The organism is Bradyrhizobium sp. ORS 375 (assembly GCF_000239775.1).
GTDB lineage: Bacteria > Pseudomonadota > Alphaproteobacteria > Rhizobiales > Xanthobacteraceae > Bradyrhizobium.
The window spans coordinates 1-22,031 of record NZ_CAFI01000410.1; the positions used below are offsets into that span (position 1 = coordinate 1).

General features: G+C 62.6%; 17 protein-coding genes and 1 tRNA gene. 6 read left to right on the forward strand and 12 right to left on the reverse strand.

The annotated features are described in order from the left end of the window. From BRAO375_RS27230 to BRAO375_RS27250, 5 genes are all read right to left on the reverse strand, one after another. The coding region (locus BRAO375_RS27230; protein ID WP_035642541.1) for a DUF4118 domain-containing protein at positions 1–1,926 on the reverse strand (1,926 nt) is incomplete at its 3' end. A gap of 52 nt (positions 1,927–1,978) precedes the next feature. Beyond that, positions 1,979–2,584, reverse strand: a complete 606-nt coding sequence (locus tag BRAO375_RS27235) for a K(+)-transporting ATPase subunit C (RefSeq protein WP_009030652.1) — start codon at positions 2,582–2,584, stop codon at positions 1,979–1,981. Positions 2,585–2,762: 178 nt separating this feature from the next. After that, the gene (kdpB, locus tag BRAO375_RS27240; RefSeq protein ID WP_009030653.1) at positions 2,763–4,880 is read right to left on the reverse strand and encodes a potassium-transporting ATPase subunit KdpB; all 2,118 of its coding nucleotides are present in this window, start codon (positions 4,878–4,880) and stop codon (positions 2,763–2,765) included. Between the two features lie 16 nt (positions 4,881–4,896). Next, complete coding sequence (kdpA, locus tag BRAO375_RS27245) at positions 4,897–6,600, reverse strand: potassium-transporting ATPase subunit KdpA (protein ID WP_009030654.1); 1,704 nt, start codon at positions 6,598–6,600, stop codon at positions 4,897–4,899. A 28-nt stretch (positions 6,601–6,628) separates the two neighbouring features. Continuing rightward, positions 6,629–6,718 (reverse strand): K(+)-transporting ATPase subunit F, encoded by a 90-nt coding sequence (locus BRAO375_RS27250; protein ID WP_009030655.1) that lies wholly within the window; start codon positions 6,716–6,718, stop codon positions 6,629–6,631. 439 nt (positions 6,719–7,157) lie between these two features. Between BRAO375_RS27250 and BRAO375_RS27255 the strand changes: the two genes are divergently transcribed. Continuing rightward, positions 7,158–7,604: a hypothetical protein gene (locus BRAO375_RS27255; protein WP_009030657.1), complete on the forward strand. Its 447-nt coding sequence runs from the start codon at positions 7,158–7,160 to the stop codon at positions 7,602–7,604. Between the two features lie 66 nt (positions 7,605–7,670). Here the strand turns inward: BRAO375_RS27255 and BRAO375_RS27260 are convergent, their stop codons facing one another. From BRAO375_RS27260 to mobB, 3 genes are all read right to left on the reverse strand, one after another. Continuing rightward, a complete protein-coding gene (locus BRAO375_RS27260) occupies positions 7,671–9,326 on the reverse strand; it encodes an OFA family MFS transporter (protein ID WP_009030658.1) in 1,656 nt (551 codons plus the stop codon). Positions 9,327–10,067: 741 nt separating this feature from the next. Next, on the reverse strand, positions 10,068–10,307 hold the full coding sequence (locus tag BRAO375_RS27265) for a sulfurtransferase TusA family protein (protein WP_035642543.1): 240 nt from the start codon (positions 10,305–10,307) through the stop codon (positions 10,068–10,070). A 124-nt stretch (positions 10,308–10,431) separates the two neighbouring features. Further along, positions 10,432–10,965 carry a molybdopterin-guanine dinucleotide biosynthesis protein B gene (gene mobB, locus BRAO375_RS27270; protein WP_009030660.1) on the reverse strand — a complete coding sequence of 178 codons (534 nt, stop codon included), beginning with the start codon at positions 10,963–10,965 and terminating at the stop codon, positions 10,432–10,434. 239 nt (positions 10,966–11,204) lie between these two features. Between mobB and mobA the strand changes: the two genes are divergently transcribed. The 5 genes from mobA to BRAO375_RS27295 all read left to right on the forward strand — a co-directional run bounded on the left by mobA (position 11,205) and on the right by BRAO375_RS27295 (position 15,132). Then, the gene (gene mobA / locus BRAO375_RS27275) at positions 11,205–11,843 is read left to right on the forward strand and encodes a molybdenum cofactor guanylyltransferase MobA (RefSeq protein ID WP_009030661.1); all 639 of its coding nucleotides are present in this window, start codon (positions 11,205–11,207) and stop codon (positions 11,841–11,843) included. Continuing rightward, a complete protein-coding gene (locus BRAO375_RS27280; RefSeq protein WP_035642549.1) occupies positions 11,843–12,433 on the forward strand; it encodes a cation efflux transmembrane domain-containing protein in 591 nt (196 codons plus the stop codon). Before mobA ends, BRAO375_RS27280 begins: the two co-directional genes overlap by 1 nt. 177 nt (positions 12,434–12,610) lie before the next feature. Then, on the forward strand, positions 12,611–13,819 hold the full coding sequence (locus BRAO375_RS27285) for an ABC transporter substrate-binding protein (RefSeq protein ID WP_009030663.1): 1,209 nt from the start codon (positions 12,611–12,613) through the stop codon (positions 13,817–13,819). Between the two features lie 78 nt (positions 13,820–13,897). Then, complete coding sequence (locus BRAO375_RS27290) at positions 13,898–14,869, forward strand: Bug family tripartite tricarboxylate transporter substrate binding protein (protein ID WP_009030664.1); 972 nt, start codon at positions 13,898–13,900, stop codon at positions 14,867–14,869. A gap of 187 nt (positions 14,870–15,056) precedes the next feature. After that, positions 15,057–15,132, forward strand: a tRNA-Ile gene (locus BRAO375_RS27295). A 249-nt stretch (positions 15,133–15,381) separates the two neighbouring features. Here BRAO375_RS27295 and BRAO375_RS27300 read toward each other — a convergent pair. The 4 genes from BRAO375_RS27300 to BRAO375_RS27315 all read right to left on the reverse strand — a co-directional run bounded on the left by BRAO375_RS27300 (position 15,382) and on the right by BRAO375_RS27315 (position 21,231). Further along, entirely contained in the window at positions 15,382–16,623 is a 1,242-nt protein-coding gene (locus BRAO375_RS27300; protein ID WP_009030665.1) for a tyrosine-type recombinase/integrase, read from the reverse strand. Between the two features lie 485 nt (positions 16,624–17,108). Next, the gene (locus BRAO375_RS27305; protein ID WP_502688966.1) at positions 17,109–17,270 is read right to left on the reverse strand and encodes a helix-turn-helix domain-containing protein; all 162 of its coding nucleotides are present in this window, start codon (positions 17,268–17,270) and stop codon (positions 17,109–17,111) included. 1,191 nt (positions 17,271–18,461) lie between these two features. Continuing rightward, positions 18,462–20,156, reverse strand: a complete 1,695-nt coding sequence (locus BRAO375_RS27310) for a tetratricopeptide repeat protein (RefSeq protein WP_139031484.1) — start codon at positions 20,154–20,156, stop codon at positions 18,462–18,464. Then, positions 20,134–21,231, reverse strand: coding sequence for a hypothetical protein (locus BRAO375_RS27315; RefSeq protein WP_035642555.1), 1,098 nt, complete (start codon positions 21,229–21,231; stop codon positions 20,134–20,136). Before BRAO375_RS27315 ends, BRAO375_RS27310 begins: the two co-directional genes overlap by 23 nt. Positions 21,232–22,031 lie beyond the last annotated feature (800 nt).

Here is a 22,031-nt window from a genome sequence, read left to right on the forward strand (position 1 = left end):
CGCGTCGAGCAGCCGGCGCTGGTCGGGCGTCAGCAGAGGCCCGGTGCGATCGTCGTCGATGCCGATGACGCCGATAAGGCCACGCCCGGTGCGCATCGGCAGGAACAGGCGCTTGGCACCAGGCAGGGTGTCGGAGCCGCGGCCGGCGGCGCGATCGTTTGCGAAGGCCCAGCTGGCCGCCGCGAGGTCGGCGTCGTCGAGCTGGTCCTCCGGCGGATAGCCGGTCATCACGGTGAGCTTGCCGTCCTGCGGCAGCAGCAGGACGACCCGGACCTTGAGCATCAGCGCGGCCTGGTAAGCGGTCGCCCACAGAACGTCATCGAGCGTCGCCGTGCCGGCAAGCTTGCGGCTGAAGGCGTAGAGCTGCTCGGTGGTGCGGATGCGCTGGGTCGCCGAATCCGCCTGCACGCGAACGCGCGCGGCGACGTTGGACACCAGCATGGCGATCAGCATGAAGAAGAAGAACGCCGCGACGTTGGTCGGGTCGGTGATCGTGAACGTGTAGAGCGGCGGCAGGAAGAAGAAGTTGTAGCAGAGCGAGGCGACGACGCTCGCCAACAGCGACGGTCCCAGGCCGTAGCGCGCGGCGACGCCGACCACGGCGGTGAGGAACACGAGATCGACGTTCTCGATGCCGAAGAACGGCTGGATCAGCTCGGCGAGGCCGAGCCCGAGGCCGGTGATCAGCAGCGCCATCAGATAGGGCTTCGGCTGTAGCGGCTCGGCGCGCGGCCGCGTCTGCACCGGCGCTGCCGCAGCGTCGGCCGGCTCCTCGCCGGCGATGACGTGGACGCTGATGTTGCCGGCGCGCCGGACGAGGTCATGCACCACCGAGCCTCTGACAATCTCGAACAGGCGCGAGCGGCTCGACTTGCCGATGATGATCTGGGTGACGTTGTGACCTTGCGCGAAGCTGATGAGGTCGTCGGCGACGCGTCGGCCACCGCCGGGAATCGTCAACGCCTCGCCACCGAGGCTCTCCGCCAGCCGCAGCGTGTCGGCGAGCCGGTCGCGCTGCTTGTCCGAGAACTGCAGATTCCGCCGCGTCTCGATCGTCACAGCGGTCCATGGCGCGTGGACGCGGTCGGCGAGCCGCTTGGTGTAGCGCACGAGGCTCGCCGCGCGCGGATCCTCGGAGATGCAGACGAGAATGCGCTCGCCGGCCGCCCACGGGCCGGCAATCGCATGGGCCTGCATGTGGCTGAGCAGCTGCTCGTCGACACGCTCGGCGGTCCGGCGCAGCGCAAGCTCGCGCAGCGCAGTCAGGTTGCCGGGCGAGAAGTAGTGCTCCAGCGCGCGCTCCGCCTGTTTGGGGACATAGACCTTGCCCTCCCTCAGCCGCTGGATCAGGTCATCCGGCGTGAGATCGATCAGCTCGATCGCGTCGGCGCGGTCCAGAATCGAATCCGGCACCGTCTCGCGCACGCGGACATGGGTGATCTGGGCTACGACGTCGTTGAGGCTCTCGATGTGCTGGACATTGACGGCCGTATAGACATCGATGCCGTGCGACAGCAGTTCCTCGACGTCGAGATAGCGCTTGGGATGACGGCTGCCGGCAACGTTGCTGTGGGCGAGCTCGTCGACGATCGCAAGCCTCGGGCTGCGCGCGATCACGGCGTCCAGGTCCATCTCCTCGACGACCTGGTCCTTGTAGGCGACGCGCTTGCGCGGGATGACTTCGAGGCCGCGCACCAGCGCCTCGGTCTCGATCCGGCCATGGGTCTCGACGAAGCCGACGACGACGTCGACGCCGGATTTCAGCTTGGCATGCGCGCTCGACAGCATCTCATAGGTCTTGCCGACGCCTGGGGCGGCGCCGACGAAGATCTTGAGCCTGCCGGCAGGACTGTCCTCCCGCCGGGCTGCTTCGAGCAGCGCTTCCGGCGAGGGGCGTTGGTCAGGATCGCGGCGTTGGCTGGCCATGCGGCATTATAGACGGGAGGATGTCTGCGCCAAGATCGGAGCCTCGCGGCAGTTATCTTGCCGTTGAGGCATCGAGCGCCAGATTGAGCGCAAGCACGTTAACGCGGGGTTCGCCGAGCAGGCCGATCAGGCGCCCGTCGGTGTTTTTCGCCACCAGCGCCCGCACCCGATCCTCCGGCACGCCGCGCGCCTTTGCGATCCGCGGCACCTGGAACAGCGCCGCCGCCGGCGAGATGTCCGGATCGAGCCCGCTCGCCGATGACGTCACCAGGTCGACCGGCACGGCCTGCGCGGCGTTCTCCGCCCTGAGCTTGTCGACGTCCTGCTTGACGCGATCCGCCAGCGCCTTGCTGGTGGGGCCGAGATTGGAGCCCGAGGAGTTGGCGGCGTTGTACGGCGCCGGCACGGTCTTGGTCGCATCGTTCGGGTCGGCGGCTGTCGTCGCCGACGGGCGGCCGTGGAAATATTTGTCGTCCTTGAACTCTTGCCCGATCAGCGCCGAGCCTATCACCTTGCCGTCGCGGGTGATCAGACTGCCCTCGGCCTGAGCCGGGAAGATGGTGCCGGCGACAACGGTCATGGCGAGCGGATAGATCAGTCCCGTGATGAAGGCGAGCGCGAGCAGGACGAAGATGGCGGGGCGGATTTCTTTGAGCATGTGAGTCTCCTATGTCTCTTGCGTCATTGTGAGCGACGCTGCTCACCCCATCCTCGGTGTCATTCCGGGGCGCCTCGAAGAGGCGAACCCGGAATCTCGAGATTCCGGGTTCGATGCTGCGCATCGCCCCGGAATGACGGGGGAGAGAGTTTTCGCTCGCAACGACGCCGGCAAGTGGTCAAGCCAGATGCAAGGCGGTCACGAGCAGGTCGATCGCCTTGATGCCGATGAAAGGGATGGTGAGGCCGCCCAGGCCATAGATCATCAGGTTGCGGCCGAGCAGCGCGCCGGCGCCGATGGCGCGGTAGGCGACGCCCTTCAGCGCCAGCGGGATCAGCGCGATGATGACGAGCGCGTTGAAGATGATCGCCGAGAGGATCGCGCTCTGCGGGCTTGCGAGGTTCATGACGTTCAGCACATTGAGCTGCGGGTAGAACGCCAGGAACATCGCCGGGATGATCGCGAAGTATTTGGCGACGTCGTTGGCGATCGAGAACGTCGTCAGCGCGCCGCGTGTCATCAACAGCTGCTTGCCGATCTCGACCACCTCGATCAGCTTGGTCGGATTGGAGTCGAGATCGACCATGTTGCCGGCCTCGCGGGCGGCCTGCGTGCCGGTGTTCATGGCGACGCCGACATCGGCTTGCGCCAGCGCCGGCGCATCATTGGTGCCGTCACCGCACATCGCCACCAGCTTGCCCTTGGCCTGCTCGTCACGGATCAGCCTGAGCTTATCCTCAGGCGTCGCCTGCGCCAGAAAGTCGTCGACACCGGCTTCGGCCGCGATCGCAGCCGCCGTCATCGGGTTGTCGCCCGTGATCATGATGGTGCGGATGCCCATGCGGCGCAGCTCGGCAAAACGCTCGCGGATGCCGCCCTTGACGATGTCCTTGAGCTGGATGACGCCAAGCAGCCGGCCGTCCTTGGCCACGGCCAGCGGCGTGCCGCCGGCCTTGGCGATCTCGTCGGCGATCGCGCGGATCTCGCCGGCGACCTCGCTTTCGGCCGGCTGTACCGCGCGCATCGTGTTGCCCGAGGCGAGCTGCGTCGTGCCGCTGTTGATATAGTTCAGGATCGCATCGACCGCGCCCTTGCGCACCGATGAGCCGCCGGCATCGACGCCGCTCATGCGGCTCTGCGCGGTAAACGGCACGAAGGTGGCGCCGAGCTCGGCCATGTCGCGGCCGCGGATGCCGTATTTCTCCTTGGCGAGCACGACGATCGAGCGGCCCTCCGGCGTCTCGTCCGCGAGCGAGGCGAGCTGCGCGGCATCCGCCAGCTCCTGCTCGCTGATGCCCCTCACGGGACGGAACGCGGTCGCCTGGCGATTGCCGAGCGTGATGGTGCCGGTCTTGTCGAGCAGCAGCGTGTCGACGTCGCCGGCAGCCTCGACGGCGCGGCCGGACATCGCCAGCACGTTGAAGCGCACCAGGCGGTCCATGCCGGCGATGCCGATCGCCGACAGCAGCGCGCCGATCGTGGTCGGGATCAGCGTGACGAACAGCGCGACAAGCACCACAACCGAGATCGAGCCGCCGGCATAGGCGGCGTAGCTCGGGATCGTCACCGTCGCGAACACGAAGATGATGGTGAGGCCGGCGAGCAGGATGTTCAGCGCGATCTCGTTCGGCGTCTTCTGCCGCTCGGCGCCCTCGACCAGTCTGATCATGCGGTCGATGAAGGTCGAACCTTGGGCCGCGGTGATGCGCACGCGGATCCAGTCCGACAGCACCTGCGTGCCACCCGTCACCGCCGAACGGTCGCCGCCGGATTCGCGGATCACGGGCGCTGACTCGCCGGTGATGGCGGCCTCGTTGACCGAGGCGACGCCTTCGATCACCTCGCCGTCGGACGGGATAGTGTCGCCGGCTTCGACCAGCACGATATCGCCGATCTTGAGGCTGGTGCCCGCGACGAGCTGATAGCTGTGATCAGCGAGGCCCGGGCCGGTCAGCAGCTTCGCCTGGCTCTCGGTGCGGGTCTTGCGTAGCGACTCTGCCTGCGCCTTGCCGCGCCCTTCGGCGATAGCTTCAGCAAAATTTGCGAACAGCACGGTGAACCACAGCCAGAGGACGATCTGGAAGGTGAAGCCGAGATGGGCGCCGCCGGTGACGACGTCACGCACGAGAATCACCGTGGCGAGCGCGGCGACGACCTCGACCACGAACATCACGGGGTTCTTGATCATCAGCCGCGGATCGAGCTTGACGACAGCGGCCTTGACGGCAGGCAACACGATGTTGGCATCGAGCAGCGTCGACATCGACGCGCGCGTTTGCAGTTTGGTGGTGTCCATGGAGGTTGCTCCGGGATCAGAACACGGTGCCGGCGGTCATCGCGAGATGCTCGACGATCGGACCTAAGGCCAGTGCGGGGAAGAAGGTGAGGCCGCCGATGATCAGGATGACGCCGACCACGAGGCCGACGAACAGGCCGCCGGTGGTCGGCAGCGTGCCTGCCGATGGCGGGATCGACTTCTTCTCGGCGAGCGAGCCCGCGATCGCCATCGCCGGGATGATCATGAAGAAGCGGCCGACGAACATCGAGGAGGCCAGCGTCAGGTTGTAGAAGAAGGTGTTGCCGGTAAGGCCCGCGAACGCAGAGCCGTTGTTGGCGGTCGCCGAGGTGAAGGCGTAGAGCACCTCGGTGAATCCGTGTGGGCCGGCATTGGCCATCGACGCGACGGCCGACGGCAGCACCACGGCGACGGCGGTCCAGCCGAGATACATCAGCGGCAGAACGAGGATCGCGAGCATCGCCATCTTGACCTCGCGGGCCTCGATCTTCTTGCCGACATATTCCGGCGTGCGTCCGACCATCAGGCCGGCGACGAAGATCGCGAGCACCACGAACAGCAGCATGCCATAGAGACCAGCGCCGACGCCGCCTATGATGATCTCGCCGAGCTGCATGTTGATCAGCGGAATCATGCCGCCGAGCGCGGTGAAACTGTCATGCATCGCATTGACCGCGCCGCAGGAGGCGGCCGTCGTGATCACGGCGAACAGTGCGGACGCGACGATGCCGAAGCGGACCTCCTTGCCCTCCATGTTGCCGCCGGTCAGCCCGAGCGCGTTCAGCGTCGACGTACCGCTCGCTTCGGCCCAGTAGGCGATCGACACGCCGGCGATGAACAGCACGCCCATCACGGCGAGGATCGCCCAGCCCTGGCGCGGATTGCCGACCATCCGGCCGAACACGTTGGTGAGCGCGGCGCCGAGCGCGAAGACCGAGATCATCTGGACGACGTTCGACAGCGCGGTCGGGTTCTCGAAGGGATGCGCGGCATTGGCGTTGAAGAAGCCGCCGCCATTGGTGCCCAACATCTTGATCGCGACCTGCGAGGCCACCGGGCCGACCGCGATGGTCTGCGTCGCGCCCTCGAGCGTCGTTGCCTTGACGTAGGGTCCGAGCGTCTGCGGGATGCCCTGCCAGACCAGGAACAGCGTCATGAGGATGCACAGCGGCAGCAAGATGTAGAGGGTGCACCTGACGACATCGACCCAGAAATTGCCGACCGTGCGGGCCGAGGCGCGTGAAAAGCCGCGGATCAACGCGATCGCCAGCACGATGCCGGTCGCGGCCGAGAGAAAGTTCTGGTGCGTCAGGCCGAGCATCTGCACGAGATAGGAGAGCGTGCTCTCGCCGCCGTAGTTCTGCCAGTTGGTATTGGTGAGGAAGCTGATCGCGGTGTTGAACGACAGATCCTCCGCGACGGCCGACTGCCCTGCGGGATTGAACGGCAGCACGGCCTGCAGCCGCATCACGCCGTAGATGACGAGGAAGCCGCCGACATGGAACAGCAGCATCGCGATCGTGTAGGTCAGCCAGTGCTGTTCGTGCCGCTCATCGACGCCGCTGATCCGGTAGACCGCAACCTCGACGGGCCGCAGCACCGGCGAGAGAAAGGTGCGCTCACCGTTGAAGACGCCCGTCATGTACCAGCCGAGAGGTTTGGCGAGCGCGACGATGATGGCGCAATAGAGCAGGATTTGAATCCAGCCGATGAGAGTCATGGGATGTTGTCCTGGGAGGGGCCACGGGTCAGAACCGCTCGGGCCGCAGCAGCGCATAGGTGAGATAGATCAGGAGGCCGAGCGACACGGCGCCGGCGAGCGAGTCCTCGACGATCATGGCGCGTCTCCTACAGCCGCTCGCAGGCATAGGTGTAGCCGATCGCCAGGGCGAAGAAGCCGGCGCCGAGCGCCAGCATCAGAAGGTCCAGCATGATGTGCTCCTCATGCACGCGAGATGCGCGCAAGCCATGGAGCGGCCGGGAGCTTGCATTGGCAGCCTCGGTCCGTTCCACCCTGCCAGATGGCATCCGGACCCATAGGTTTTCGAGACGACGCGGTCGGCGACGTTATAGGAATCTCATAAAGATCACGCCCTCGCCGGCCCAGAACGTTCGGCCGACATGGACGCACGCTCATGCACCGGCGGTGCCGGTGCCGCGCGTTTATGCGGCAGCTATTTTGTCCGGCACCCTGCCCTCTCGCATTCCTACGACGTTCGCCGCCAGATTGACGGCAGCGCCCCGAGCGGGGCCGTTCACTCTCGACGGAGCAACGCCATGCCGTTCACCATACGTTTGAAAGTCGTCGAGCCGCACCACGTCGAGGAGGCGGCCATGCTGCTGACCGACCTGCTCGGAACCGACGACGGCGCATCGCGGCTGTCGGCGCGCGGACGGCACCGGGTGCGGATCGACCAGATGCTGCGGGCTGACGCCTGGATCGACGCCGCGCTCGAACTGGTTGCTTTGCAGCTGCCGGGATGGTCGCTGCGCCGTCTCGCCTATGACGGCGGTGAGTGGCATTGCGCACTGTCGCAGCGCCGCGAGATGCCCGACTGGCTCGACCATTGCGCCGAGGCGAGGCACAGCGATCCGGCGCTCGCCATCCTTCATGCCGCATTGGAAGCGCAGGGTCGAACGACGCAGTCGCCACCCGGCGACGATCGCGGCGCGGCAAGAGGCGCGCCCCTGCTTGCCGACATTCTCTGCTGCGACAATTTCTGAGACCACGCCGGCGCAAAAAAAAGGGGCGGCCGAAACGGCCGCCCCTGATGTCGTGATCGCGGTGGATCAGAAGATCTTGACCGCGCTCTCCAGCGTCTTCCAGACGCCCCAGGCCAGCGGCACGCCGACGAACGCCCAGAACAGAGCCGCACTCAGGTCGAGGCCGCCCTTGCCGATGCCGAACGAGCCATGCTGAATCGCCGACTCGTTCTTGGCGAGCTCCGCCTGATAGCGCGCCACCTCGTCCGGGCTCATGTTCCACTTGTGATCGACGGGCTTGATCAGGAAGTTGCAGATCAGGCCGGCGAGCAGCATGGCGCACAGGATATACATCGTGGTGTTGTACAGCTGGTCGCGCGGCACGCCGGCGGCGAGCTGGAACTCGCGGATGTAGTTGACGACCACCGGACCGATGATGCCGGCCGTGGCCCAGGCCGTGAGCAGCCGGCCATGGATGGCGCCCACGAACTGGGTGCCGAACAGGTCGGCCAGATAGGCAGGCACCGTCGCGAAGCCGCCGCCATACATCGAGAGGATGATGGCGAAGGCGCCCACGAACAGCAGCTTGGAGCCCATCGCTGCGAAGGTCGGCGCCAGCGCGTAGAGCACGATGCCGATCAGGAAGAAGCAGTAATAGGTCGCCTTGCGGCCGATGTGGTCCGACAGCGAGGCCCAGAAGAAGCGGCCGCCGATGTTGAACAGCGACAGCAGGCCGGCGAAGCCAGCCGCGATGCCGGCAACGGTTGCCTTCTGGGTGGCGTCGAGTTGGTTGAAGGTCACGTCCGGCAGACCGATCAGCTTGCCAGCGAAGATCTCCTGCAGCATCGGCGAAGCCATGCCGATGACGCCGATGCCTGCCGAGACGTTCAGGCAGAGCACCCACCAGACCAGCCAGAACTGCGGGGTCTTGTGCGCGTTATCGAGATGCACGTGGTGCTCGGAGATCATCGCCTTCTTCACCGCCGGCGGCGTCCAGCCCTCGGGCTGCCAGCCGACCGGAGCGACGCGATAGGCGAAGGCGCCGATCATCATGAACACGAAGTAGATCAAGCCCATCGTGACGAAGGTCTCCCAGACGCCGACGGAGGTCGGGGTCTTGAAGTAGTTCATCAGCAGGTTGGCGAGCGGAGCACCGATCATCGCGCCGCCGCCGAAGCCCATGATGGCCATGCCGGTCGCCATGCCGCGGCGGTCCGGGAACCATTTCACCAGGGTCGAGACCGGCGAGATGTATCCGAGGCCGAGACCGATGCCGCCGATCACGCCGGCGCCGAGCCACATCATCCAGAGCTGGTGGACATAGATGCCGAGCGCCGCGATCATCAGACCGCCGCCCCAGCAGCACGCCGCCACGGCGCCGGCCTTGCGCGGACCCGCCCGCTCCAGCCACCCGCCCCACACGGCGGCTGAGCCGCCGAGCAGCACGAAGAACAGCGTGTACATCCAGCCGAGGCTTGCGACCTTCCAGTCGCAGCTCGTCGTGAACAGCTCCTGCACCAGGGTCATGTCGGTGCAGACCGTGCTCTGGGTCACGCCGATCGCGCGCGACAAAGGCAGCCAGAACACCGAGAAGCCATAGGCCATGCCGATGCAGAGATGGATGCACAACGCGGCCGGCGGCACCAACCAGCGGTTGAACCCCGCTTTGGCGACCGTGTGCTCACGATCGAAGATCCCCCCTTGCGCGTTCGGGAGCGAGCCCGCGCTCTCAATGGTAGCCATGCATTCCTCCCCTACGGACTCCCGTCCAACGCAACGACATCATGTTCTGTCCCCTTGATCAGAATCGATACGCTTACTCACCCCGCCCGCCATCGACCTACCAGACAATTTTCGCGATGCACAAACACTGCGATGAGTTCCACGTGCATGATACCCCCCACCGAGGCATCGGGCGCCGTGTCATTCTCGTGCCGCGGTTCCGCCTGGCCCGATCCACAGCGGGCATGATTCACATCCCGCAACCTCCGCGGAAAGCGCCTCAATTGGTGCAGAACCGAGGCAAATTGTCGATAGTAAAATGGTAATAACTGGTCAAACTTCGTGGATTGACCGCAATGCAGCGTACGTGTGTTGCTAACAAACACAAAAATTCACGTGCAACCGACCCCATCGCCACTCTTGGCTGCAGTATCGGACCGCGAATACTTCGAGACCGCCCGCAGCCGTCATAAGCGAATCAACTAATGAGACCAGCGTCGCGCTTGACCGGCGTGCTACGCAGCGCCGGAGGATGCCACTCGCGAATTTGTGAAGACAGAAACAACCTCTCCTTGCCTCCTCACGCTGCCGCAAGCCTCGACTGAGAACGCGGCATAGTTATGGGCGGGCTCTGGCGCCGATGCGACGATTGCAGGCTATCCGGCCACTTGACACCGATAATCCTGGCCAGAGAGAAGGGAAGCGCGCACGAACTACTTAGTTCAACAACCTGCAGCAGGTAATCGCGGCGATCACGGCGGATCAGTCCGATCGATCTCCGACCTTCTCGATCAGGAAAAGGATGCTGTGCTCGCTGCGCTCGACGATCTCCACCCGATCGCCGGTCTCACGGATCAGATTGGGGATATCGATCACCGCCAGCGGATCGGTGCAGCAAACCTCCAGACGCTCGCCCCCGCGCAGCGACTGCAGCGCCTTACGCGTCTTCAGTGCCGGCAGCGGGCATTTCAAGCCCGTCAAATCCAGCCTTGTCATGCTCATGGGCGGACCATGGCGAAGCCGTGGCGACGCGTCAACCCGGCCGTTCCTGCCGCCCTGAAACCCGGGTTCCGCGCACGGAACCCGGCCACACTGATTGTGTTCCCCAAAGCGGCAGCAGGTTCCATCACTGCGGACGCCTCCGCTCTGGCGGCCGAAGCACGTCAGCCAGCGGCATGGCCTGCGCGCGGACCAACTCCGCGATAGCCGGAATGTCGTCGAGGTGCGCCCATGGCAGGGCGGCCTCGACCGGGACGTCGCTGGCGATCCCGACGATGCCGGGATCGTTGGGGAACAGCAGCGGCTTGGCGTTGCCGCTGCGATGCACCTCGATGCGGCGATGCGGTCCGGCCTTGTAGCCCTCGATCACGACGAGATCGACTGGCGACAGCTTCGCCAGCAGGTTTGCCAAGGTCGGCTCGCTGTCGCCGCGCAGTTCGTGCATCAACGCCCAGCGCGTCCCCGAGGCGACCAGCACCTCCGCCGCCCCCGCCTCACGATGGCGCCAGGAATCCTTGCCGGGCACGTCGACGTCGAAGCGGTGATGGGCGTGCTTGATCACCGAGACGCGCAGACCTTGCGCGTTGAGATGCGGGATCAGCCGCGTCAGCAGCGTGGTCTTGCCGGCGCCGCTCCAGCCGGCGAGGCCGATGACGTTCATTGCAGTCTCCAGATCGCACCCGAGGCGGCCGATGCGCCGCCACCATGCCTCAGCAATGCCTGCGGGAGCGCAGAACTCCTCGCCGGTCGAGCCACACGGCCACCTCTATCGCGGCCCGACGAGGATGTCATGCGGCGCCCTGACCGTGAGGACCGCGCGGGGCGCAGGCGGGTCCCCGATGGGGATTGCTGCCGACGGCCGCTGACGCGACCTCGCAGAACGTGATAACGCAACCCGCGATGACAACCACCACGACGAGTTCGATTCCAGGCGTCCTGCTCGCTGGCGGTCTCGCCCGTCGCATGGGCGGCGGCGACAAGCCGATGCGCGTGATCGCCGGCCGGACGCTGCTGGCCCACGTCGTCGCGCGGCTGGCGCCGCAATGCGACCCGCTGGTCCTGAATGCCAATGGCGATCCCGAGCGGTTTGCGGCCTATGGCCTGACCGTCGTGGCCGATGATGTCGCCGGCTTTCCCGGCCCGCTGGCGGGCATCCTGGCTGGGCTCGACTGGGTGGCCGCGCACCTGCCCGCCGCGCAGTGGATGATCAGCGCCCCCGCCGACTGTCCGTTCCTCCCGCGTGATCTCGTGGCACGCCTGACCGACGCCTGCACGACCGAGCGGGCGGAACTCGCGCTGGCTGCCTCGGGCGGCCATACCCATCCGGTGATCGGCGTGTGGCCGGTGCGCTTGCGCGCGGACCTTCGCCACGCCCTGGTGGGTGACGACATCCGCAAGGTCACGCGGTTCACGGCGCGCTACAAGGTCGCGACCGTGGCATGGCCGGTCGTCCCGCGCGATCCGTTCTTCAATGCCAACACCGCCGAGGATCTCGCCGAGGCGGAGCGCCTCGCGGCGCTGGAGGACCGAGACAGTTGATGGACACCACACATCCGGTCCGCCGCGCGGTGCTCACGGTGGCCGCGCTCAATCTCGGCTATTTCGGCATCGAGTTTGCCGTGGCGCTGTCGATCGGCTCGGTGGCGCTGTTCGCCGACAGCGTCGATTTTCTCGAGGATGCCTCGGTCAATCTGTTGATCGCGCTGGCGCTGCGCTGGAGCCCGACGCAACGCGCCCGGCTCGGCAAGGTGCTGGCACTGATCCTGCTCGCGCCGGCGCTCGCCGGCCTTTGGACCGCGGGCGAAAAATTCTTCACGGCCGAGGTGCCGGCGGCGCTGCCGCTCACCATCACCGGCCTTGGCGCGCTGATCGTCAATCTCGGCTGCGCGCTGATCCTGGCGCGGGTCCGCCATCACCAGGGCAGCCTCACCAGGGCCGCCTTCCTCTCCGCGCGCAACGACGCCTTCGCCAATGTCGCGATCATCGCGGCCGGTCTAGTCACCGCCTTTGCGTGGCGCTCGATCTGGCCCGACCTGATCGTCGGCGTGGGCATCGCGCTGATGAATGCCGATGCCGCACGCGAGGTATGGGAGGCCGCGCATGAGGAGCACAAGGCCGCCCAGGCCTGACGCTTCGCGATCAGCGCGAACGCGTGGCCGCACGTGGTGCTGCAGCGCACATGGTCGCTCCACCGCCGCGTGGCGCCACGTGATTGACGGCTGTCGCGGATTGATTGCAGATAGGCGGATCGGCCGGCAGAGCCGCGACAAGCAACGGCGTCAGGCCGGGATCGGTGGGAGGACGGATTGCAACTCAGCTTCCTGAGAACAGCAGCATGGGCGGCGGCGCTGCTGGTGACCACGGCCGCGCAGGCGGAGATCTCTGACAACGTCGTTAAGATCGGCGTGCTCAGCGACATGAACGGCCCGGCCTCGACGCCTACCGGCCAGGGCTCGGTCACCGCGGCCCAGATGGCGGTGGATGATTTCGGCGGCAAGGTGCTGGACAAACCGATCAGCGTCATCGTCGGCGACCATCAGCTCAAGCCCGACATCGGCGCTGCGATCGCGCGTCGCTGGTACGATACCGAGCAGGTCGATCTCATCGTCGACGTGCCGGTCTCGGCGGTCGGCCTCGCCGTGCAGACCATCGCCACCGAGAAGAAGAAGCTGTTCATCACCCAGTCGACGGGCGCGGCCGACTTCCACGGCAAGTTCTGTTCGCCCTACGCGATGCAGTGGGTGTTCGACACCCGTGCGCTCGCCACCGGCACCGCGAAGGAGGTGGTCAAGCGCGGCGGCGACAGCTGGTTCTTCATCACCGACGACTACGCCTTCGGCCATTCGCTGGAGCGCGACGCATCGAGCGTCGTCACCGCCAATGGCGGCAAGGTCGTGGGCGCGGTGCGGCCGCCCTTCGCGACGCCGGACCTCTCCTCCTTCATCCTGCAGGCCCAGGCCTCCAAGGCCAAGATCATCGGCATCGCCGCAGGTCCCCCCAACAACATGAACGAGATCAAGACGGCCGCCGAGTTCGGGCTGCTCAAGGGCGGCCAGCAGATGGCGGCGCTGCTGGCGCTGATCACCGACATCCATTCGCTCGGCCTGCCCGCGGCGCAGGGACTCCTGCTCACCACCTCGTTCTACTGGGACATGGACGACAAGACGCGGGAATGGTCGAAGCGCTATTTCGCCAAGATGAACCGGATGCCGACGATGTGGCAGGCTGGCGTCTACTCCGCCGTCACGCACTATCTCAACGCGGTCAAGGCCGCCGGCAGCGACGATCCGCTCGCGGTCGCCGCCAAGATGCGCGAGACGCCCGTCGAGGATTTCTTCGCCCGCAACGGCAGGCTCCGCGCCGACAATCTGATGGTGCACGACCTCGTGCTGGCGCAGGTCAAGTCGCCGGAGGAGAGCAAATATCCATGGGACTACTACAAGATCCTCGCGACCATCAAAGGCGAGGACGCATTCGGCCCGCCTGATCCGGCCTGCCCGCTGATCAAGAAATGACGGTGCACTGACAATCGGCGGCCCGGCCGGCCCGGGCCGTCGCACGCGAGCAGAACAAGACGACATCGGGGGACGAGGATGAAGCTGGCACGCGCGCTACTGTTCGGACTGATCATCGCGGCAGGGCTCGCCGCCAAGCCGGGGCCTGCCCTGGCCGCCTACCCCGACCGCCCGATCCGCTGGTTGATCGGCTTCTCGCCGGGCGGCCCCGTCGACATCGTCGCCCGCATCATGGCGCAATGGCTGTCAGATCGGCTTGGCCAGCAGGTCGTGGTCGAGAACCGCACCGGCTCCGGCGGCAACATCGCCGCCGCGGCGATGATCAACTCGGCTCCCGACGGCTACACGCTGCTGTTCGTGGCGCCGAACAATGCCATCAGCACCTCGCTCTACAAGAAGCTGCCCTACGACTTCATCCGCGACACGGTGCCGGTGGCCAGCATCATGCAGCTCACCAACATGCTGGTGGTCAGCAACGATCTGCCGGCCAAGTCGGTGAAGGAGTTCATCGACTACTGCCAGGCCAATCCGGGCAAGATCGCGTTCGCCTCCTCCGGCAACGGCACCTCGGTGCACATGGCGGCCGAGCTGTTCAAGGCGATGACCAAATGCGACATGCTGCACGTGCCGTATCGCGGCTCGGCGCTGGCGTTCCCCGACATCATCTCCAACAAGGTGCAGCTGATCTTCGACAACCTGCCGACGGCGCTCGAGCAGTCCCGCGGCGGCAGCGTCCGCGCGCTCGGCGTCACCTCGCCGCAGCGCTGGCCGACCGTGCCCGACGTGCCGGCGATCGCCGAGACCGTGCCCGGGTACGAATCGGTCGGCTTCTACGGCATCTCCGCGCCGAAGGGCACCCCGCCCGAGATCGTCGAGCTGCTCAACAAGGCGGTCGGCGAGGCGCTGAAGGACCCCAAGCTGGTGGCCCGGCTGGCCGACACTGGCGGAATCCCGCGCGCCATGACGCCCGCCGAGTTCGGCAAGCTCGTCGCCGACGAGACCGAGAAATGGCGCAAGGTGGTCGAATTCGCCGGCGTATCGGTGGATTAGCGTCGTCCCCGGCCCGTCCCGTGCCATGCGGGGCCGGGCGGGCCATGTCGATCCGCGCCGGATGCTCAGGCAGTGCCATTGCCGGATCGGCAGCCAGGCTGTAAACGGAGCCCGCACCGTCGCCGGGCCGTTTGCGAGATACCGGGGCAGGCTCGCCCTCCCCTTCCCAACCGCCCCCCGCGCCGCGGGGCCTGTAGCTCAATGGTTAGAGCCGGCCGCTCATAACGGTCTGGTTGCAGGTTCGAGTCCTGCCGGGCCCACCAGTAAACTCAATGACTTACCGGCTTTCCCCTTCGGCGCCTCTGCGCATCCGCACCAGAAACCGCACCAGATACGTCCACTTTTCGTTCGTTTGGGACCCACACAGCTCAGCATCCGCTGGCTCACGCCAGCAGCGGGAAGGTTCGACGATGTAGGAGAACACTTGGCCGCAGGGACGCTGCCCAGCGACAGCATCGCTCACCCAGCAGACGCGAAATCGGCGGTTCGCGGCGCTATGGACCGCGAGGCGTTCATTCCGACTTCGGCCGTTGCAACGCGATCACGTTTCCGGCCACCGTCACCGTTTGCCTGGGGGCGGAATCGCGTTTCGCAATCTTCTCGACAGCGTCTGACAGATAGTCCGGATGATGGTGGCCATAGGTATTCAGCAGGACCTCGAGCGACATACCGAGATAGCCCGCGGCCTGCCAGGGGTCGGCACCGCGCTGCATCAGCCAGGTTGCCGCAGTGTGCCTGAGTGTATGGGGCGATATTCGAGGGCCGAGCTCGGCGAGCTTCACAGCGCTCTTAAAGGCGGTTTTGACCGACGCCACCGGCTTGCCATTGAACTCGACGAAATGCTTGGCCTCCGGATCGATCCGGTGCCAGCGGCGCAAGTGGGCCAGCAGGCGCGAAGGGATCGGAACCGTCGGCTGCCGCTTGTTCGTCTTCGCTGCACCCTGCTTCCGGCGATAGTAGCGGCCCCGCTCCAGATCCACGTAGGAGCGCCCGACCGCCGGCATCGGGGACGCTGACGCAATGGCTCCTGCGCGCGTCCCGCTATAGATCCCAATCAGAATGAAGCGAGACAAATGTCTGAGCGGACGTTTTGCTGTCGGCGCCTTGACGTCATGCTCGGGGCGGCGAGACGACTTCTGCCTTTCGCGGTAACGCCAGCACGTCCAGATCAGCTTTGCAGCCTCGCTGCGCGTGAGCCACCGGTCTCGGGGCTGCCCTTTCTCGGGCAACGAGACCTTGACGATCTCTCGATGAAATCCCTCAGATGCATGATGGCCGATGGCGGCGCGCAGATCCTCCAGATCGCGCCGGGCGCCGCCTCGATTGCAACGCTTCTTCCTGTACGCGCGGCATTCCTCGCCGTTGACCTCGCCAAGTGTTTTAGCGCCCCACCAGTCATTCAATCGTTCGATCCGCTTCTTGAACTTGCGGATCGCCGGCACGGTGTCTTCAGCTCCACTGTCCACAGCAAAGCGATCCCGCAGCTTTTGGAGCTGAGCATCGATGTAAATCGAGAGCACGTCAGCAATCGGGATATCGTCGACATGCCTCACGCGCCGCTTCGGCGTATATTTTGCCGCTATGTATTCCTCGAGCTTCTTCTCGGCTGCTGCAACCTCATCCGCAGCGCAGCCTGTGCTGACGTCCCGTCCGTTGTCTCTGATGATCCAGGTCGCACGATGGGTAATCTTTCCGCGCTCGTCGCGGCGGGCGGCCTTGAGCTGGAGTCGAGCTCCCTTGCTTCGTCGCGGCATAGCTCTCGCATCCGTTCAATGTGAGCCAGCGTCGTAAATTCTTTGCCGGCAATTCTCTCGATAACCAGCCGATTACGGTCGCGCTCCCGTCGCAGACCTGCAACTGTCATTCCTCCCAGAGGAAACGCGATCTTCACGGCGTCGGTAAGGCGAAGCGGAGTGTCAGGTGCAATTTTGGGTTGCTGACGATCAGACATCAGAGTTCTTCAGAGGCTGGGCGGGCTACTGCAAGCTAGATGCAGACACCCGCTGAAGAAATTGAACAGCCTAGCCTTGCGCGCAACGAAGTGGGTACGCGCACAATCGGATAGAATCGCAAAAATGAGGGACCTGTGCTTCAGAGGTGTATAATTACAAATGGGAATTTGAGCCGACGCTGACCCAAACCGCCCCAGGGCTACTAGGCCTGGGCAACTGTCGAATTGCTGCGGGATTGAGGCCTCCCAAGTGACCGCAACGGGTGGCACCGTCCCAGGCTCGTACGATCAGCGTCGTTGACTCTCGTGAAATAATTCAGCCAGCGTTGCATCCAGCGCGATGGCAACTCGGCTTAGCGTGTCGATCCGAACATCGAGCTTACCTGCCTCCAGCTCGCTGATCAGTGCCTGACGAAGACCAGCCGCGTTGGCCAACTCCTCTTGAGTCAAGCCCTTATCCAACCGAAGCCGCCGCAAATTGCGCGCCAGTGCCTGCCGCGCAGCATGAATGTCCCGCCGAACCATGAAGCAAGAGACACATTGGAAGCTCTTGCCATCTATACGTAATAACGTATATTCTGGCCGATATCCTCAAAGCGGAGACCTCTCTGGAGAGCGGATGCAGGCTTCCAGTATGCACCCCGCGCGACCGAAGCTCATTGCGAGGTAGAGGTGCGATGCCAGGCAATACTCCCGAACGGACGATTGCGGTGACAGCGATCGAGCACAACAACATTGTCATCACTGTCGCTAGCTTAATTCATGAAGCCGAGAGCTCGCAGCCTTCGGCTGCCTCCGCGACGTTCGTGACGATGATCTTGGGGGGACCACTTGCCGGACAAAGGTGGGTGGATCCGTCTTGGAGAATGATGATACGAAATCACGCTACTGCGGTAAGTCGAGTTGCAGACCTGGTTGCTAAACAAGTCGAGCAATAAGCGGCTGCTCACTAAGTCGGGGGTTCAATAGGCTGGAACGCTACCGCCTTTCCCCACACCAGCTGAACATACGATACCTCATCCATTCCTTCGCCTAGTTGTCCCGGGCGGAGCATACTAGGCAGTCACCTCAGCTAGCGCCACCGTTCGGCCGGTCGCACTCCCTAACGAAGCGCAGAAAGCCAGCAAAATCCAAAACTCAGAATCTGTTTGGCAAAAAGCGGCATTCGTTGTTCTGCAAGGTCTTCCAGGACCGGGGCCCGCATGACCTTGCCCCGAGGTTTTATCCAGACCTGAGTCCGTTGCGGCGGTTGGTAAAGGCCGCTGGCGAAGGACTCCATGGAGGCAGCATGGCAGATAATTCGCGCGATCGCTGCCCTTGACGTTTTTTGAAAGCAGTTCTGCGCCATACGGTTGACTCCTCAGCCGGGCAGTCTGGCGCGAATGTGTTCCTGGTGCGCGACCCGTTGCGCCATGCCAATGGCGCTGCGCCCGCACCCGGCTTGCCATGTGAAGAAGGCAGATGACCCGGTGAGGGCCCTGAACGGCCTTGTAGGCGATCGACTCTCGGTTAGCCTTGAGCGGAGCCCTTCCGCCGAATTGATCCAAGTAATGATGGGTTTAATTCATAACTTTCTAACAGTTTTCACCGAGGCCATCGTTTGCCAAAGGTGTACACAAGGGCCACTTCTCGCGTCGGTCTTCAAAGACCGAGCGAGTGTTCTATCGCTTTAGCCGCCACGCTAACCCCGATTTTCTCGGCAACCCCAACCAACTTTTGCGTGACTTCTCCCAATTTAGCAAAAGCCGATTGTACGCTACCTTGCCGAGCAAGGTCGGACGCCTCTCGTAGAATGCGAGCTTCGGAAGGTGGCACGCCTGGGTCTTTCTCTCTCATTTCTGCTAACTTCCCGAGTTCTCTAGCTAGCCGCTCGCGTCCTCGCTTCGTCTTCACAATCATTTGTAGGCTCTCAGCACTGCTTTTTTCGAATTTTTGATCTGCAGCGACGTCGGACAACATACGAACAGCCTTTCCGATTTTCGCATTTGAAACGATCTGGCTTGACTTTGATTTTCCTCGCCCGGACGCCATAGCTCTCCCCTTCGGTTTTACCGCGATATCCTGATAAATTGATCCCTCGACTACCGAGTGGCTTATATTGTTGGTATTATGAATGACCGTACTGCTTTGCCTGTTTGAAACTGCGGCAAGTTCAGCCTTTAAATAATTCCGTTCAATCGCCATTGCATCTTCAGAACCTTTAATAGCGCTAACTTCAGCAACGCCGCTTGCACGCTCAAGGTAAACCTTGGCCTGCTCGAAATTCTTGATCCGATATTGAAACATCCCGAAATTATTCAGTGCACGCGCATACTGCGAATGGCGACCGCCAAGTAGCTCCTCGGTTATCTTCAACGCTGATTGCAGACACTGCTCAGCCACCTTGAAGCAACCCTCATCCTGAGCCAGTGCGCCCAAATTGTTGTAGCTTTCTGACACAGCCAAACTGACTGTCCCGAGAACTGAGAGGCGCGTACTCAAAGCCTTCTTGTGAAACTCTTTGGCTTTACGTCTTTCTCCAACCCTCCTCATCATCTCAGCAATATTGTTTTCGATTTGCGCAATGCCTAGATCGTCGACCGGTTGTGTAGCGAGCCTAATATCCCTTGCCTTGCGAAAGGAATGCTCGGCCTCGGTGTACTTCGCCCTTGATGACTGTATCACGCCCAGATTGTTCAGTATCATCGACACTTGGTCGGGCAGCGACACCGAGCCGTCCGATGCTCGCTGTAAGGCATAACTCAGCATTCGTTCGGCTTTTTCGTGGTCGCCCGCCAAACGAAGCGCGCTAGCGTAGTTGTTTAGGAAACTTGCTCGCAGTTCGGCCGGCGCATCCTTTAGAGCTGAAGCTGAAGCGGAATAGAAGAACTTAATAGCGGCCTGGATTTCACCAAGCCAGAACGCTGTTCGAGCAGCAGCGTTTATCACCCCCAAATTATCGGCGCCTAGCCTCATAGCTTCGCAATAGAACTCGAGGGCTTTCTTATATTTGAAGTCACCCTCCGCGCGCCGCCCTCTCTCATAGTATACGATTGGCGATTCTATTTCGGTATTCGACCGAAGAACGCTGTCTAGATATTCACCTGCACTCAGCCCCTCTTGCGACTGGCGGAGAACCTCTTTCGGGTCATTGCAAACCTTGGCAACAGCGAAAATTTCAGTTTCCAGTTTTAGGAGTTCGGTCGGATCACTTATTTGACAATTGTTCAAGCGACTGCGCAGCTCTCCTACAGTCGCAATTGCCGGCCGAAGCATTGAGTCCGCTGAGCCAGTCCGCGAGATCTTCATCTCTTCAATAGGCTCACCTTTCATATCAATGGCGTATTTTCGGAACACGCGTCGGCGTCTGGAACTGCGGCACAGTGATGTTGTCCGCCTGCGAAGCAAATTCTTTCCATTCACTCGGACTCTGATCCCGTATTTGTCGGAAGAGAGCGGAGTAACGCATCACCTGCATCGCCGTTCGATAAACAGGCGTGTTAGCATCTAGAAACAGCGAATACTTCCCCTTCATCAAGGATGTGAAATTTTCATCACCGATCGACCGACCTAGCGACTTCTTAACAGCATTCAGAACGTCTTCCTCTGTTGCGTTGGGATGCCTTTTAATCCAAGCCATGGCAGCCATCTGAACTTCGGCTTCCGATGGCAGATATGGGTGCCAAAAGTAGTAGTAGGGAAGTCCATCAAAATCCACTCCACTTAGGTCTGTTTTAGAAATGAATTTGACATCTATATCGACATCCGAGAGCACCCACGACCCTATCGGCTTCATCTTGATGAGGTTTGCAAGTTGACTGGCAGCTTGTTCGGACTTCGCATCATCTATGTCCTTTTCTCCCACCCCTAATATGGGTCCGCCCGTCTTGTAGCGGGGAAGTTTCCTTAGACCCTTTGGATCCATCAGAAGCATGTCCGCTTGCAAAAGCCGCAGGCCTAACAAGCTCTTTTGGAAGGCACGATGATACGCAATATAGAAAAAATTATCTTTGTCTGGACCGGGCCCGAACAATGAGACGACTGCTGTCGTGTCGGAGTCTGCGTAAGCCACGATCGGCTTGATTTGCCAGTCGTATAGAGGTGCTACGCTCACTTTGCCATCAACGCTTACTAAGAGTCTTTTCCCGTCGGGTCGCGTGGCATCATAGGTTACGGCCAATTTCATATTGTTCGATGCTGCTATAACCCTGGTGTTTTGGAAATTGATGCCGCCAACCTCGCTGGCAAAAGAATAAGCGAATGTTGCTGCACCAAATGCACTTCGCTCCAGTGCCGCCAATGGTTCATCGTCTACTATTAGGCGATAGTCGCCCATAAATATGTCGCCTGCGGCGTGCGCAAGTCGGACGGACAATTGCAGAATAGCCACAATGGCAAGCAGAACCCGGAGGGTTTTGAAATATGACTTCATGAACGCTAACTTTCGTCTCGATAGTCCGCGTTGCAATTCTTCAGGCGAAGACAGCGGCCATAAAGTTACACATTTTTGCGGAGCATGCGAGCGGCCGCCATCCAATTCTGAAAAAAAATCACGGAGACGTGCGAGGAGCAGATACCATGCCACCGTTGCATAGCACGATCGGCTTGTCAGCTCCGGCCAGCGATGCGCCAAAGATGTGAGCAAGGGAACGTGATCGTCTCCCGATGATCGTGAATTCGACCGCCAGCTTGGATCGTGCTTGCACGCGCCGTGTAAAATTGCCGAGCCTTACGGCTCCAGGAATAAGACATTGAATTCGCACTCAAAGATCGGCGCGCCCGAAATCGATTCGAACGTCCGTCCGTGAGATTCGTAGTCTGGACACTGAAACCGAGTGCACATGTTAAGGCGATACTCGACCTTCTGCAGTCCGCTGCAATTCGTCGGTGCTTATTCGACAAATAGGTAGAGTTCGATTGCGCTGAGCTAAGCTACTAGATCATTGGCACCCCTAGGGAAGCAAAAACAGCCATTAAAGTCAGTGGACTAAGAATCCATTTGGGAAAGAACGGCATCGTTATTATGCAAAGCCTTTCATGACCGTAACCCAAACGACGCGGCCGAACTCGGACGGCATCAGGCGCAATATCAATAGATGTCCCCATAGGGAGGACTCGACTCAAGGTTCTTGATATGTTCTCATTCTGCCATGATCGACCGCCCGGCCAGCTGGCGTATGCCGACGCGGAAACAGATGGAGCATATGGCCCGCCGCGTTGACAGGAAGAGCC